The 14,582-nt window shown below is 67.6% G+C and carries 13 protein-coding genes and 1 riboswitch; of the genes, 7 read left to right on the forward strand and 6 right to left on the reverse strand.

Features of this window, described 5'->3' with window-relative positions:
- Positions 1–166: 166 nt before the first annotated feature.
- From TSB10GB4_RS05475 to TSB10GB4_RS05485, 3 genes are all read right to left on the reverse strand, one after another.
- Complete coding sequence (locus TSB10GB4_RS05475; RefSeq protein ID WP_186394901.1) at positions 167–643, reverse strand: Panacea domain-containing protein; 477 nt, start codon at positions 641–643, stop codon at positions 167–169.
- A gap of 227 nt (positions 644–870) precedes the next feature.
- Positions 871–1,983: a quinone-dependent dihydroorotate dehydrogenase gene (locus tag TSB10GB4_RS05480; RefSeq protein WP_186394902.1), complete on the reverse strand. Its 1,113-nt coding sequence runs from the start codon at positions 1,981–1,983 to the stop codon at positions 871–873.
- Entirely contained in the window at positions 1,983–2,324 is a 342-nt protein-coding gene (locus tag TSB10GB4_RS05485; protein ID WP_186394903.1) for a DUF952 domain-containing protein, read from the reverse strand. Before TSB10GB4_RS05485 ends, TSB10GB4_RS05480 begins: the two co-directional genes overlap by 1 nt.
- 283 nt (positions 2,325–2,607) lie before the next feature.
- On the opposite strand from TSB10GB4_RS05485, the gene TSB10GB4_RS05490 reads away from it, so the two are divergent.
- From TSB10GB4_RS05490 to TSB10GB4_RS05505, 4 genes are all read left to right on the forward strand, one after another.
- Entirely contained in the window at positions 2,608–3,273 is a 666-nt protein-coding gene (locus TSB10GB4_RS05490; protein WP_186394904.1) for a helix-turn-helix transcriptional regulator, read from the forward strand.
- A gap of 38 nt (positions 3,274–3,311) precedes the next feature.
- Positions 3,312–4,301 carry a thermonuclease family protein gene (locus tag TSB10GB4_RS05495; RefSeq protein WP_186394905.1) on the forward strand — a complete coding sequence of 330 codons (990 nt, stop codon included), beginning with the start codon at positions 3,312–3,314 and terminating at the stop codon, positions 4,299–4,301.
- 244 nt (positions 4,302–4,545) lie between these two features.
- Positions 4,546–6,252, forward strand: coding sequence for a methyl-accepting chemotaxis protein (locus TSB10GB4_RS05500; protein ID WP_186394906.1), 1,707 nt, complete (start codon positions 4,546–4,548; stop codon positions 6,250–6,252).
- Positions 6,253–6,394: 142 nt separating this feature from the next.
- Positions 6,395–6,474, forward strand: a riboswitch (SAM riboswitch).
- 42 nt (positions 6,475–6,516) lie between these two features.
- Positions 6,517–7,713, forward strand: a complete 1,197-nt coding sequence (locus TSB10GB4_RS05505) for an O-succinylhomoserine sulfhydrylase (RefSeq protein WP_186394907.1) — start codon at positions 6,517–6,519, stop codon at positions 7,711–7,713.
- Here the strand turns inward: TSB10GB4_RS05505 and TSB10GB4_RS05510 are convergent.
- On the reverse strand, positions 7,710–8,312 hold the full coding sequence (locus TSB10GB4_RS05510) for a CDP-alcohol phosphatidyltransferase family protein (RefSeq protein ID WP_186394908.1): 603 nt from the start codon (positions 8,310–8,312) through the stop codon (positions 7,710–7,712). The genes TSB10GB4_RS05505 and TSB10GB4_RS05510 overlap by 4 nt on opposite strands.
- A gap of 137 nt (positions 8,313–8,449) precedes the next feature.
- Here TSB10GB4_RS05510 and apaG point away from each other — a divergent pair, with 137 nt between their 5' ends.
- Positions 8,450–8,842, forward strand: a complete 393-nt coding sequence (gene apaG, locus TSB10GB4_RS05515; RefSeq protein WP_186394909.1) for a Co2+/Mg2+ efflux protein ApaG — start codon at positions 8,450–8,452, stop codon at positions 8,840–8,842.
- Positions 8,843–9,137: 295 nt separating this feature from the next.
- The gene (locus TSB10GB4_RS05520; protein WP_186394910.1) at positions 9,138–11,243 is read left to right on the forward strand and encodes a bifunctional diguanylate cyclase/phosphodiesterase; all 2,106 of its coding nucleotides are present in this window, start codon (positions 9,138–9,140) and stop codon (positions 11,241–11,243) included.
- 113 nt (positions 11,244–11,356) lie between these two features.
- Here the strand turns inward: TSB10GB4_RS05520 and TSB10GB4_RS05525 are convergent, their stop codons facing one another.
- Entirely contained in the window at positions 11,357–11,770 is a 414-nt protein-coding gene (locus TSB10GB4_RS05525) for a tellurite resistance TerB family protein (protein ID WP_186386833.1), read from the reverse strand.
- A gap of 225 nt (positions 11,771–11,995) precedes the next feature.
- Here TSB10GB4_RS05525 and TSB10GB4_RS05530 point away from each other — a divergent pair, with 225 nt between their 5' ends.
- A complete protein-coding gene (locus tag TSB10GB4_RS05530) occupies positions 11,996–13,663 on the forward strand; it encodes a lysine--tRNA ligase (RefSeq protein ID WP_186394911.1) in 1,668 nt (555 codons plus the stop codon).
- 43 nt (positions 13,664–13,706) lie between these two features.
- Here the strand turns inward: TSB10GB4_RS05530 and TSB10GB4_RS05535 are convergent, their stop codons facing one another.
- The gene (locus tag TSB10GB4_RS05535; RefSeq protein ID WP_186394912.1) at positions 13,707–14,459 is read right to left on the reverse strand and encodes a WecB/TagA/CpsF family glycosyltransferase; all 753 of its coding nucleotides are present in this window, start codon (positions 14,457–14,459) and stop codon (positions 13,707–13,709) included.
- Positions 14,460–14,582 lie beyond the last annotated feature (123 nt).

Here is a 14,582-nt window from a genome sequence, read left to right on the forward strand (position 1 = left end):
GTAGCGCTTGGTCTTCTTGGCGATCTTGGCCATCCGGCCACGACTCTGCTCTGTCCACATTCAGAGCTTGAATCACAAAGCGCCTCAACGAAAAACCCCTGTCCGCGATTTTCCAAACGGCCTCTAATCTCCTCGTCCGAAATCCAAATCACCTCCAGGACATTGATCATAAGCGCATATATCTGGAATTAGCCTGAAGATAGGAGATGATATCTTCTTTTTCCGGCCCTTCTTCTATCATGTCCTCGTAGCGCATAATTCCAAGTTCGGCACGTTGCCAATCCGAACCATGGGTTGCGCTTGTTCTCTCGTTAAAATCCATAGCTATGGAAGTGGTAAAGCCGCTTTGCAGATGATCCACGTCCGTTTCGGCCAAAACATCTAGATCTGTCTCGAAATTACCGACGAGTCGGAGGCGATATCCTTCAAGATCCCAAGGAAATTCTTCTGTGTTGAGCTCCGCCTTCCACAGGGCTTCACCCTTCATCATTTCATAGATTTCAAGCGGCACAGGGCCAAATCTCATGGCGCGATAGGTAGCTCCGAAAATGGGCCGCCGGTGCTCATTGAGGTGCGACTTGTCCGCGAAATAGCAAGACTTGAGAGCTGCGTGCAGATCCAAATCACGCCGCTGCGAAACCATCCAATGGATGGCCGCCTGTGCCTTCTGGGGTGCGAACTTAAAGCGTATCATAATGGCATATATATGCAATTTGCGCTAAGAATCAATCACTTACAATTGATGAAGGCGATCAAAGGGTTAGCAATACATCGAAGCATTGAGGGCTTGCGGGAACAGCCAAAGCCCATGAGACATCACATCACACCATCAAACGATGGGTGATATTTTGCCTCTCTCAAAGAAACGCCTCACACGCTCCCCTGCCCGTCCGGGTCGGCCCTGGCCCAGGCTTCCGCATTGCGGCCGCTCGCCTCGCCGAGATGGGCGAGCCCGTGCCGGTCGAGGCAGGCGGACAGATGCGTCAGGATGCGGCCGACCAGCCCCGGCCCCTCATAGACGAGGCCGGTATAGAGCTGCAGCAGGCTGGCGCCGGCCGTGATCTTGGTCCAGGCCGCCTCGCCGCTGTCGATGCCGCCGACACCGACGATCGGCAGGCGCGGACCGACCCGCAGGCGCATGCGGGCAAGCGCGATGGTGGAGCGGCGAAACAGCGGCCGCCCCGACAATCCGCCCGCCTCGGCCGCGCCCTTGCGGTCGGAAAGGCCATTGCGCGCCAGCGTCGTGTTGGAGACGATCAGCCCGTCGATGCCGGCGGCCAGCACCTCGGCGGCGATGTCGTCGAGCCCGGCCTCATCCATGTCCGGGGCGATCTTCAAGAGCACCGGCACCGAACGCCCGTGGCGGGCGGCGGCCGCTTCCCGCGCCTCCATCACCCGGCCGAGCAGTTCCTTCAGCGCTTCGCGCGCCTGCAGGTCGCGCAGGCCCGGCGTGTTCGGCGAGGAGATGTTGACCGCGAAATAGGAGGCAAGATCGGCGAAGGCCTCGATGCCGGCGACATAGTCGGCGATGCGGTCGGCCGCGTCCTTGTTGGCCCCGACATTGACCCCGACGATGCCGCCGCGATGGCGCCGCGCCACAAGCCGGGCGCGCAGCGCCGCATGGCCCTCGTTGTTGAAGCCGAGCCGGTTGATCACCCCCCGGTCGGCGGGCAGGCGGAAGACGCGCGGGCGCGGATTGCCGTCCTGGGCCAGCGGCGTCACCGTGCCGGCCTCGGTGAAGCCGAAGCCGAGCGCCAGCAGCGCGTCGGGCACCTCGCCGTTCTTGTCGAAGCCGGCGGCCATGCCGAGCGGATTGGGAAAGGTCAGATCGGCGAGCGTCACCGCCAGCCGGCCGTCCTGCGGCACCTTGCAGGCCGGCGTCAGTCCGCTCGCCAGCGCCTTGACGGTCAACCCGTGGGCGGTTTCCGCATCGAGAGAAAACAGCGCCTTGCGGGCGAGCGCATCGACGGCGGAGGAGAACATCACAGCGCCTCCGGGAAGAGGTGGGCCCCGTCCGCTCCCAGCGGCAGCTCGCGCACCCAGCGCACCGCCGCCATCTCCAGGTCGCCGTAGAGATGCGGGAACAGCGCCCCGCCGCGCGAAGGCTCCCATTTCAGGCCCTCGCCCAGCGCCTCGGCCTCCACCGCGACGAGGACAAGTCCGTGCTGGCCGGCGAAGTGCTTTGCCGCAGTCTCGCGCACCTGGTCGGCGGCGGAAAAATGGATGAACCCGTCGGCAAGGTCCACCGGCGCACCGGAAAACCGCCCCTCGGCCTCGGCCTGCTGCCAGTCCTTGGCCGGAGAAATCTTGTAGATCAACGTCATGGGGCGGCCCGTTCCTGTGCGTGAAGAAGGCTTGCGCGCCGGATTACAGGCTGCGGGCCGCTCAGACAAGGGCGGCTCTGGGGGAAAGCGGCGGCCGGCGCGCCGGGCCGGACTGGCACTCGACCATCATTAGGAATATATACCCGTAACGGGGATAACCCGGACAGGAAGCGCGGGACGGGCGGCCGCGACCGCTCCCCGGCGTCCGGCCGCCCCGCGGCGGCCGCAGCAACAGGCCACCCGGCCAGGGCCGTTCCCTGGCAGGCGGCAGCGGAGCCAAACCATGCTTTCGCATGAGACCCTCTGGTCGGCCATCGATCTGCTTGCCCGGCGCAACGGGCTGACGCCGTCCGGCCTTGCCCGGCGCGCAGGACTGGACCCGACCACCTTCAACCCGTCGAAGCGCACGGCCGCCGACGGCCGGCCGCGCTGGCCCTCGATGGAGTCGATCGCAAAGATCCTCGGCGCCACCCGCTCGGACCTCGCCGACTTCGTCGCGCTGGTCAACGGGCCGGACCCGGAACACACGCCGGTCGGCATGGCCGATGACGACCGTCTGCCGTTGCCGCGCGGCACGGCGCAGGCCGGGGTCCTTCCGGCGGTGAACGGCTTCTTCCATGACGGCGACCTGCCGGCGATGCTGGAGGGCGAGCGGCAGAGCAGCCCGTCCGAGATCCCGGGCGAGGACTGCGCCATCCGCGTCACCGGCGACGGCCTGCTGCCGTTCTACCGGGAGGGCGACGTCATCGTCATCTCGCCGAAGCGGGCGATCCTGCGCGGCGACCGGGTGGCGCTGCGCCTCGCCTCGGGCGAACTCAGGGCGCGGATCTTCGACCGGCGTCTGCGCGGGCGCATCGAACTGTCGCCGCTCGACGCGGAGAGCGCGCCCGAGCGCCTCGTCGCCGACGAGGTGGTCTGGATGGCGCGGATCATCTGGGCGAGCCAGTAGCGGCACGCCGCGGGAAAGACGGCAGAACGGGAACGGACATGGGACGCACCTTCCTCATCGCAGTGCTGATCGCCGGCGTGCTCGCCATCGCCGCCGATTACGGCAGCGGCGGCCTTGTGAGAGCCGTGCTCACCGGCATGCCCCCTGGCGAACCGGCACAGGTGCAGGCCCAGACACAGGCACCAGACATGCATGCGGAGGCGGATGCCGCGGAGCGGCCTGTCGCGGGGGAGCAGCCGGCACCTGCCGTGGCACAGGCGCAGGCGGACGACCGCACGGCCCCCACCTCGCCGTCGCCCTCGCCCGCTCCCGCGCCGATCCTGCCCGACGCGCCGGACCCGACGAGCATCCGCAACGTTACCCCGTCCGACATCCTGCCGCCGCCCCAGGTGTCCGGCCCGCTGAAGCGCGTCGCCCCGCAATTGCCAAAGCTGCCCGAACGGGAGATCCCGAGCGAGATCACCTTTCACCAGCCCTTGGTGCTGGACGCCGGCAGCTTCCGCGCCAAGCACCTGACCATCCGCCTTGCCGGCATCGACGCGCCCGGCCCGGAGGAAACCTGTCCCTCGCGGCTCGGCGGCACCTGGCCCTGCGGCATGCGGGCGCGCACGGCGCTGCGCGGCCTGGTGCTGCGCCATGCGGTCACCTGCGAGGACATGCAGGACACGCCGGCCGGCGTCGTGCTGGCCCGCTGCCGCCGCCAGGGCACGGACCTTGCCGCCTGGCTGGTGGCGCAGGGCTGGGCCCGCCCCGGCGAGGGCGCCGGCGAGGAGCTTTTCGCGGCGGCGGCGGCCGCGCGCGAGGCGCGCCGCGGCATCTGGCAGCTCGATGGCCCGGCGCTGCCCCCCGGCTCATCCCTGCCCGCCTTGCCCCTACCCGCCTTGCCCCTGCCCGGCGAGCTGCCTGATCCCTTGCGGCCGGCGCCGCAGCAGCCCGGCCGCGACGCGGACGGCACACAGGTCTTGCCGCTCGATCTGCCTCCCGTTGAAATTACCGACACCCCCTGGCACCCGGGCAACGCCCGGTGACGTCGCGTTCGCCATTTTCAACGACAGAAATAGAATGAATTGAGAAATGATACTTCAAGAATAATATATATTTCTTACTTGCAACCAACGGTAGAGGAAAGCGGCGCAACACCCATCCATCGCTGCATTTTTCAAACAAATTCAACGGGATCGGTTTTCGAGCTCCGTAAATTTAACATGCGGTTAACCAACATATTGATAGTTTTCGACCGGGGTTAACCCGGCAGCACATAAGGAGACAAGAATGTTCTCGCTCAAATCCTACCGGATCACGCCGAAGATCCTGTCCGTCGTCATCTTGTTGAACATTGCGATGATCGCGGTCGGACTGGTCGGCATCTTGGCGCTCCGGGTGGTGGCGGTTGACGCCGAATATGCCGCTCAGGCTTCCGACCAGGCTGTCGCCTCGGCGCGGCTCAATCAGCTCATCCTCTCCATCAACCGCGCGGAACTGCTGGCCGCAGCCGAGCCGCGCGAGGATCTCATCAAGACCGTGAGCGAGGACTACCGGCAGGACGTCGCGCGGATCGCTGGTTATCTCAACACGATCCGCTCCTCGACGTCGCCGGAGGTCCAGGCTCTCCTGCGGCAAGCCGAACCGGCCGTCGCCAGGCTGGTCGCCTCGTCCGAAAAGACGATGGCCCTCGCAAGCCAGGTTCGCGGCACCGCGACGCCGGAGCAGGACCGGCAACTGGCCGATCTCGCGCTGGGAAGCGGCGAACACGCCACGGCAGCGCGCGCCATCGTCACCGAGCAGACGACCACGCTGATCAGCCGCGCGAACGATCTGGAAGACGATATCCAGAAGGTCGCGCAGTCCAAGGAGATCCTTCTCTACATCGTCATGGCCAGCGCGACGATCGTCGGCCTCGGCCTCGGCATCCTGATCGGTCAGACCGGCATCGCCAAGCCGATCCGCATGATCAACGAGACCCTGGGCGAGCTTGCGCGCGGCAATTACGACGTGAAGATCGTCGGCGAGGACCGAAAGGACGAGGTCGGCGACATCGCCAAGGCGGCCGAGGTGTTCCGCGCCAGCGGTCTTGAGGCGATCCAGATGCGGGCGGAGCAGGAACAGGCCAAGGTGCTGGCCGCCGAGCGGCAGAAGGCGGCGCTCAACCAGATGGCGGACGACTTCGAGAACGCGGTCGGGGAGATCGTCAACATCGTCTCGTCGGCGGCGACCGAGTTGCAGGCGGCGGCCGGCACGCTGACCGCCTCCGCCGAGGAGACCAGCTCCCAGTCGGCCTCCGTCGCGGCGGCGGCCGAGCAGGCGGCGATGAACGTGCAGACCGTCGCCTCGGCGGTCGAGGAACTGGCCAGCTCCGCCGGCGAGATCGGCCGTCAGGCCGACCAGTCGCGCCAGGTCGCCGGCCGCGCCGTCAGCGAGGCGACCCGCACCACCGACCGGATGAACGACCTGCGCACCAATGCCGACCAGATCGGCGCCATCATCAGCCTGATCGACGAGATCGCCGAGAAGACCAACCTGCTCGCCCTCAACGCCACCATCGAGGCGGCGCGCGCCGGCGAGGCCGGCCGCGGCTTCGCGGTCGTCGCCAACGAGGTCAAGGGCCTCGCCGAGCAGACCGCGCGGGCCACCGCCGAGATCTCGACCCAGATCAAGTCGATGCAGAGCTCGACGCTGGAGGCCAGCGAGGCGATCTCCGGCATCGGCCGCACCATCGAGGACATGAGCAACATCTCGGCCGCGATCTTCGCTGCCGTCGGCGAGCAGGGCAACACCACGACCGAGGTCGCCCGCAACGTCCAGCAGGCCTCGCAAGGAGCGGGCGAGGTGACGTCCAACATCGTCGGCGTCACCCAGGCGGCACAGGAGGCAAGCTCCGCCTCCTCGCAGGTGCTGTCCTCGGCGAGCGAGCTCGCCCGGCAGTCCGAACTGCTGCGCGGCCGGGTCGCCGAGTTCCTGCGCACCGTGCGCGCCGCCTGAGGCGCGGCCGCCGAGCCCTCCAGCTTCCCGCAACCACGGGCCGCCCTCGGGTGGCCCAACTCCGACAACAACGGGCCGCCCTCGGGCGGCCCGTTCCATGCAAGGACCGTTGACGCGGCTGGCGCGCTGGACTATCAGGATTGTCGAATTCCGTGGTGATTTGAGCCGGCCGGCTTGCAGCCACGTTAAACAAGTCGCTAAACAGGCCGGGTTGCAAAGACCCCGGCCCCATCGCGGCCGGGGTTTTTGCATCTGGAGAACGGCATGACGACGAACAGGCACGGCTGGCACCCCGAGACGACCCTGGTGCATAGCGGAACGACACGCTCCCCCTATGGCGAGACGTCCGAGGCGATGTACCTCACCCAGGGCTTCGTCTACGCAACGGCCGAGGCGGCCGAGGCGCGGTTCAACGGCGATGATCCCGGCTTCGTCTATTCGCGCTATGCCAACCCGACCGTGGCGATGTTCGAGACCCGCATCGCCGCGCTGGAAGGGGCGGAGGCGGCGCGCGCCACCGCCAGCGGCATGGCCGCCGTCAACCTGGCGCTGATGGCCTGCTGCAAGGCCGGCGACCACGTCGTCGCGGCCAAGGCGCTGTTCGGCTCCTGCCGCTATATCGTCGAGACCCTGCTGCCGCGCTTCGGCGTCTCCTCGACGCTGGTCGACGGCACCGATCTCGACGCCTGGCGCGCCGCCATCCGCCCGGAGACGGTCGCCTGCTTCCTGGAAAGCCCGACCAATCCGACGCTGGAGGTGATCGACATCGCCGCCGTCGCCGAGATGGCCCATGCGGTCGGCGCCAAGCTGATCGTCGACAACGTCTTCGCCACGCCGATCTGGCAGTCGCCGCTGGCGCTCGGCGCCGACATCGTCGTCTATTCCGCCACCAAGCATATCGACGGCCAGGGCCGCTGCCTTGGCGGCGTGGTGCTCGGCACCGAGGAATGGATCGCCGACGAGGTGATGCCCTTCATGAAGCATACCGGCCCGTCGATGAGCCCGTTCAACGCCTGGGTGATGCTGAAGGGGCTGGAGACGCTGGCCCTGCGCGTCGAGCGCCAGACCCGCACCGCGGCGCGGCTTGCCGACCTGCTGGCGGCGCATCCGGCGGTCGCCCGGCTGATCTATCCCGGCCGCGCCGACCATCCGCAGGCCGAGGTGGCCCGCCGCCAGATGAAGGCCGGCTCGACCATGCTGGCGCTGGAGCTGAAGGGCGGCAAGGCGGCCGCCTTCCTCGCCTCCAACGCGCTCAAGATCGTCAAGATGTCCAACAATCTGGGCGATGCCAGGAGCCTCATCACCCATCCGGCGACGACGACGCATCAGTCGGTCGCCGAAGAGGCGCGCCTTGAACTCGGCATCACCGAGGGGCTGCTGCGCCTCTCCGTCGGGCTGGAGCACGAGGACGATCTCGCGGCCGACCTCATGACCGCGCTGGATATGGCCCAGAAAGCCTAAAGCAGCCGCGCCACCATGACGAGACGCGCGGTCGCCGAGACCGCGCAGACCGCCGCGAAGCCCCAGGCGATCGGCGCGAAGGCGGCCGGAAACAGGCAGAAGGCGAGGAAGACGGCGATCGTATCCGCGCCTTCCGCCAGCCCGCCGAGATAATAGAGCGACTTCGCCCCTTGCGCGCTGGTCGCAAGCCCGCGCTTTTCCGCCATGATCGCGAAGCCGAGAAAGCTCGCCCCGTTCATGTAGAAGCCGAGCAGCAGCGCGCAGGCGGCGAGCGCATTGGCCGCCGGGTCGGCCAGCGCGAAGGCGAAGGGCACCGCCCCGTAGAAGAAGAAATCCAGCACGATATCGAGATAGCCGCCGCGATCCGTGCGACCACGGGCGCGCGCGACCGCGCCGTCGAGCCCGTCCGCCAGCCGGTTGGCGAGGATCAGCAGCGCGGCGAGCAGCGGGGCTCCCGCCCAGATCGCCAGCGCCGCGCCCATGCCGCAGGCAAAGCCGGCAAGCGTCACCGCATCGGCACTGACCCCGGCGGCGGCAAGGCGCCGGCCGGCGGCGTTCAGCATGGGGTCGATCAGCGGCCTGAGGCGAGCGTCGAACATGGGGCGGTTCCTTCGGCGGGGCACGGGCGCCGCCGCTGCGGATGGGGCTGGAAAATCGCCGGTTTCGGATTAGATTGCAACCGCATCGCCCGCCACCGGGGCCGGGCCGCAACAGCCGCTGAGGCGAAAGGAGACGCATGTACCGGGCGGTGACGCGCGACATCCAGGTAACGGTCGAGCCGCATTATCTTGTCGAGGAGTCCAGCCCCGACGAAGGCCGCTTCGTCTGGGCCTACTCCATCGACATCGTCAATCTCGGCCTCGACACGGTGCGCCTGCGCGCCCGCCAGTGGCGCATCGTCGACGCGCTCGGCCGGCTGGAGGAAGTGCGCGGCCTCGGCGTCGTCGGCGAGCAGCCGGTGCTCGCCCCCGGCGAGCGGTTCGAATACACCTCCGGCTGCCCCTTGCGCACCAGCTCCGGCATGATGGAGGGCCGCTACGAGATGGAGACCGTCGACGGCGAGCGCTTCGAGGTCGCCATCCCGGCCTTCTCGCTCGACATCCCGGGCGCCGCGCGCACCCTCAACTGAGATCTCCCCTCCCCATGCCGCCGACGCGGCATCGACGCGCGTACTGGTTGCATATGCGACAATCATCGCAACTCACGTTGCGTAGATCGAGCGTGCATCCTTGCGGCCGGCAGGATCTTTCCTTCGAGATCGGCAGGATGTGCCTGCCCTGAACGTGACCCTTGGAAAAAATCGCTAGGGAAGATCGGTCAAACATGCGAATCATAATCTATATGTTAAATTGAAATTACCATTGTGTCGGGGAATGTGGTCGGGGGATCGGGCGGAACGAGTGGGTCGACAGAGGGGAACCCGCATGCGCAAGATGGTGAGACGGCCCGGCGCGGAGGCGCTGCACCCGTTGCAGCCGCATCAACTCGCCTTCGAGGCGTGTTTCAATGCCTCGCCGATCCGCATCCTGTTCTGCGACCGCGACATGGTGGTCCGCGACGTTAACGCCACCTTCCTCGAAACGGAGGGCTTCACCCGCGGCGAGGTGGTGGGCAAGACCCTGGCCGAGCTGATCGGGCCGGCGGTGTTCGAGCGCGACCGGCCGCAGATCGAGGCGGCGCTCGCCGGCGAGGCGCAGTCGGTGGTCAGTTGGGGCCTGCGCCGCGCCACCCGCGGCCGGCTGCTGCGCATCCGTCACGAGCCGGTTCGCGACGAGGCCGGCGCGGTGATCGGCTTCCTCTCGATGCTGGAGGACACCACCGACCTGCACCAGTTGCGCCAGCGCGTGTCGATGCAGGACGAGGTGATCAACCAGACCTCCGATGCGCTCGCCGTGGTCGATGCCGACTACCGCTATCTGTGGGCCAACCCGTCCTACGCCCGGCTGTGGAACCGCCTGACCGAGGAGGTCGTCGGCCGGACGGTAGCCGAGGTGATCGGCCACGAGGCCTTTCACGAGCGGGTCCTGCCGCATCTCATAGGCTGTTTCGAGGGACGGGTCGCGCGATACACGTTCACGTGCGAGCGCGAGGGCAAAGCGGAGACGCATGTCTCGGTGCGGCTGGAGCCGCTGCGGGGCGAGAATTGCGAGATCGTCGGCGTGGTCGTCAACGCCCGCGACGTCACCGAAGAGGCGCAGTTGAACCAGCGCCTGCGCCGGCAGGCCTTGCGGGACACGCTGACGGACCTTGCCAACCGGCATGCGCTCGAGCTTGAGATCGGCAGCCGCATCGAGGCCTGCGGCGCCTGCAACGCTCTGTGCCAGGGCTGCAACACCGCCCTGCTGCTGGTCGATCTCGACGATTTCAAGGTCGTCAACGATCTTGCCGGCCATGCGGCGGGCGATGCGCTGCTCAGGCAGATCGCGAGCCTGCTGCGCAGCATGGATCCGGATGCTTTCGTCGCCCGCCTGGGCGGCGACGAGTTCGCCGTCGTGACCGGCATGGTGACCGAGACCGACGCCACCCGTTTCGGGGAACGGATCGTCCACTCGATCGAGGCGCTCGGCTTCGTGTGGCAGGGCGAGTGTTTTTCCGTCGGCGCCAGCGTCGGCGTCGCCCTGCTCGACCAGCAGGCCTTCGCCGCCTCGGCGCCCTCGGTGCAGGACGTCATCAACTGGGCCGACCGGGCCTGTTTCGTCGCCAAAGAAAAGGGCGGCGCGCGCGTGTCGGTGTTCCATCCCGACGACGACGAGATGAAGGCCCGCTTCCGGGAAATCGGCAATCTGCAACTGGTGCAGGCCGCGCTGCAGAGCGGGCGCTTCGAACTGTTCCTGATGCCGGTGGCACCGATCGACGGCACCAGCGCGCCCTGGCACGAGGTGCTGCTGCGGGTGCTGAGCGAGGATGGCCGGCCGCTGCCGCCGGCCGTCTTTATCGCCGCCGCCGAGCGCCACGGGCTGATGAGCCGGGTCGACCGCTGGGTGGTGGAGACCGTGCTGAAGCGGCTGGCGGGCCTGCCCGACGACGTTCACCTGTCGATCAACCTGTCGGGCCAGTCGGTCGGCGATCCGATCTTCCGCGACTTCCTGCTGGCGGCGCTGGACGCGGCGGCGATCGCGCCGGGTCGGCTCGCCTTCGAGATCACCGAGACCTCCGCCGTGCGGTCGATGGAGACCGCGCTGGAGCTGATCGCCGGGCTGAAGGCACGCGGCCTCGAGGTGGTGCTCGACGATTTCGGCTCCGGCCTGTCGTCGTTCGGCTATCTGCGCCGCTTCGATGTCGACATGCTGAAGATCGACGGCAACATCATCGGCAATATCGGCCATGACGTGGTGCAGCAGACCATCGTCGCCGGCATCGTCGCGGTGGCAGAGGCGATGCATGTGAAGGTGGTCGCCGAATATGTCGAGGATCTCGAGACCCTGGAGATCCTGAGGGACCTCGGCGTCAACCTGGTGCAGGGATACTATATCGGCAAGCCGGTGCCCTGGTCGCAGGTCTATGGCGACCGCGACCTGCTGCCCGCCTGACCTGCTGCCCGCCGGAGTTTTCTGTGCGCCGGAGTTTCCTGTGCGCCAGGCTTTGCTGCCCGCCTGACCCTGCGGCCGGGGCCCCTTCCCGGCCGTCTCCTGCGCCCGCCGGCTCAGGCGGTGCGGAAGCGGGCCTGGGCGCCGCGTTCGATCGCCGCAACCGTCAGCTTGTCGAGGCCGAGCGCGTCGCGCAGCAACTGCAGCACCCGCAGTTCCTCCTGCGCCACCGACACGTCGGCGACGGCGATCTCCACGCCCAGCGCATAGGCGGTGTCGCGGTAGCTCGCCGGCACGCTGGCGGCGATCACCGCGAAGGTGTCGGCCATGCCGTTCTCGGCCTGCAGCCGCTCGCCGCAATCCTGCGCCACGGCGACGATGCGCTCCTGATCGAAGCTGGCGAAGACCGGCAGCGTCTTGATGAGCTCGCCGATCGAGTGCAGTTCCTTGTCGGTCATGCTGCTGTCGGAGGCCGACACCATCACCATCACATAGATCAGGGCTTCCTGGAGGCTGACACGTTCGCTCATCGGATCTGCGGACCTTTCTTGACCTTGCCGTTGGCGGTTGCCGTTTCCCCTAATGCCCTGACCGGGCGAGCGCAAGCGGCGCTTGCGCCGGCTTTGGCGGCTGCGGCGATTTTTTGCAATGCGAAGGTTCCGTTCCGTCCGGAAACGCACTAGTCTCGCGCGCCGCCAGACCGGTATGCCAGACCGGCATCCCTTGCCATTCCACACAAAGACAACGGTCCGCACATGACCACAGCTTCGCTGCCCGAACTCGATCTGTCCCCCGCCGTCGTCGAGGCCGCCCGGACCTCGAAGGCCTGGCCGTTCGAGGAGGCGCGCAAGCTGCTGAAACGTGTGGAGAAGGCGAAGATCGACCGCCCGGTGCTGTTCGAGACCGGCTACGGCCCCTCGGGCCTGCCGCATATCGGCACCTTCGGCGAGGTCGCCCGCACCACCATGGTGCGCACCGCCTTCCGCCTGCTGAGCGAGGACCGTATCCCGACCCGGCTGCTGTGCTTTTCCGACGACATGGACGGCATGCGCAAGATCCCGGAAAACGTGCCGGACCGCGCCGCGCTGGAGCCCTATCTGCACATGCCGCTGACCGCGGTGCCGAACCCGTTCGGCGGCGATTACGACAGTTTCGGCGCGCATAACAACGCCATGCTGCGCCGCTTCCTCGACCATTTCGGCTTCGAATACGAGTTCGCCAGCGCCACCGACTATTACAAGTCCGGCCGCTTCGACGCGATCCTCCTCAAGGCCGCCGAGAAGTACCAGGAGATCATGGACGTGATGCTGCCGACGCTCGGCGAGGAGCGGCAGGCGACCTATTCGCCGTTCCTGCCGATCTCGCCGATCTCGGGCCGCGTGCTCTACGTGCCGATGAAGGCGGTCGACGCGAAGGCCGGCACCGTCACCTTCGAGGACGAGGACGGCACCGACGTGACGCTCCCCGTCACCGGCGGCAACGTCAAGCTGCAGTGGAAGCCGGACTTCGGCGCCCGCTGGGCGGCGCTCGACGTCGATTTCGAGATGTTCGGCAAGGACCACCTGACCAACCAGCCGATCTACGACCGGATCTGCGAGGTGCTGGGCGGCACCCCGCCGGAGCATTTCGTCTATGAACTCTTCCTCGACGAGGTCGGCCAGAAGATCTCCAAGTCGAAGGGCAACGGCCTGACCATCGACGAGTGGCTGACCTATGCCTCGCCGGAGAGCCTGGCGCTCTACATGTTCACCAAGCCGAAGACCGCCAAGAAGCTCTATTTCGACATCATCCCCAAGGCGGTCGACGAGTATTTCGCCTTCGCCGAGAAATATCCGTCGATGCCGGTGGAGCAGCAGCTTGCCAATCCGGCCTGGCACATCCATTCCGGCCATCCGCCGAAGGTGGACGTGCCGATCTCCTTCACCATGCTGCTCAACCTCGTCTCCGCCTCCAATGCGCAGACCAAGGACGTGCTGTGGGCGCTGATCCTGCGCCATGTGCCGGGCGTGACACCGCAAAGCCACCCGAAGCTCGACGAGCTGGTCGGCTACGCGATCCGCTACTTCGAGGATTTCGTGAAGCCGGCCAAGGTGTTCCATGCGCCGGATGAGGTCGAGCTGGAGGCACTCAAGGCGCTCGACGACGAGCTCGCCAGCCTGCCCGAGGATGCGGACGGATCGGCGATCCAGGACGCGGTGCTGGATGTCGCCCGCGCCATCGAGCGCTACCAGGACCCGGGCAAGAAGAGCCCGGACGGCGGGCCGGGCGTCTCGGTCGCCTGGTTCTCGGCGCTCTACAAGCTGCTGCTCGGCCAGGAGAAGGGGCCGCGCTTCGGGTCTTTCGTTGCGCTCTACGGCATCCCGGAGACCCGGGAGCTTATCGCGAAAGCGATCTCCGGCGAGCTCGTCTCGTCCGGCGACTGAGGGAACTGAAACTGAGGGGACTGCAACGGCCTGTCGGCCCGGCCTATCGCCGCCGCAGCCGCCAGGCCGCCACCGCCTGCCCCGGCAGCGTCAGCGCCGAGCGGACATAGCGCGGAACCAGCCGGGCCGGGTTGGACAGCATGCGCCAGAGCCATTCCAGCGCGGCGGCCCGCATCCAGGCCGGGGCGCGGCGCTGGGTGCCGGCGAGAAAATCCAGCCCCGCGCCGATCGAGGCGAAGCCAACCTGCGGCAGGCGCCGGTGGGCGCGGGCGGCGAAAATCTCCTGTTTCGGCGCGCCCAGCGCCAGAAAGCACAGCCGCGCGCCCGACCGCGCCAGCTCGTCGATCAGCGCATCGGCGCCGGCGCCGTTGGGATCGAAGCCCATCGGCGGGGCGAGCCGCGCGACGATGGCGAGCCTTGGTACCCGCGCCGTCAGCGCCTCGGCCGCGGCATCGAGCGCGGCCGGCGTCGCGCCCAGCAGCGCCACTCCCACCCCGGCCTGCGCCGCCGCCTCTGCCATCGGCACCACCATGTCCGAGCCGGGCACCAGGCTCACCGGCCGCCCGGCCAGACGCGACAGCCAGACCACCGGGTTGCCGTCGGCGACGACCAGGTCCTGCGCGGCATAGGCGGCGCGGAAGGCCTCGTCGCAGCGCAGCTTGGCGAGATGGTCCAGATTGATCGTCGCCAGCGCGAAGCCCTCGCCGCGCCGCAGCCGGGCGGACACCTCCTCCAGCAGGGCGGCGGCATCGGCATGGGTGATGGCGATGCGGTAGGGCGGGAAGCTGAATTCCAATCGAGGACCTTTCGGGCGGATCGGCTCGGATGGCGGGCGGGCGGTGTGCGGTGCAGCTCACCTATGCCACGGCCGGCGTGTCCGGGCCAGAATTTTGATCCTCGAGCAGTGTCGCAAACGGCC

This window comes from Stappia sp. TSB10GB4 (assembly GCF_900185745.1).
Lineage (GTDB): Bacteria > Pseudomonadota > Alphaproteobacteria > Rhizobiales > Stappiaceae > Stappia.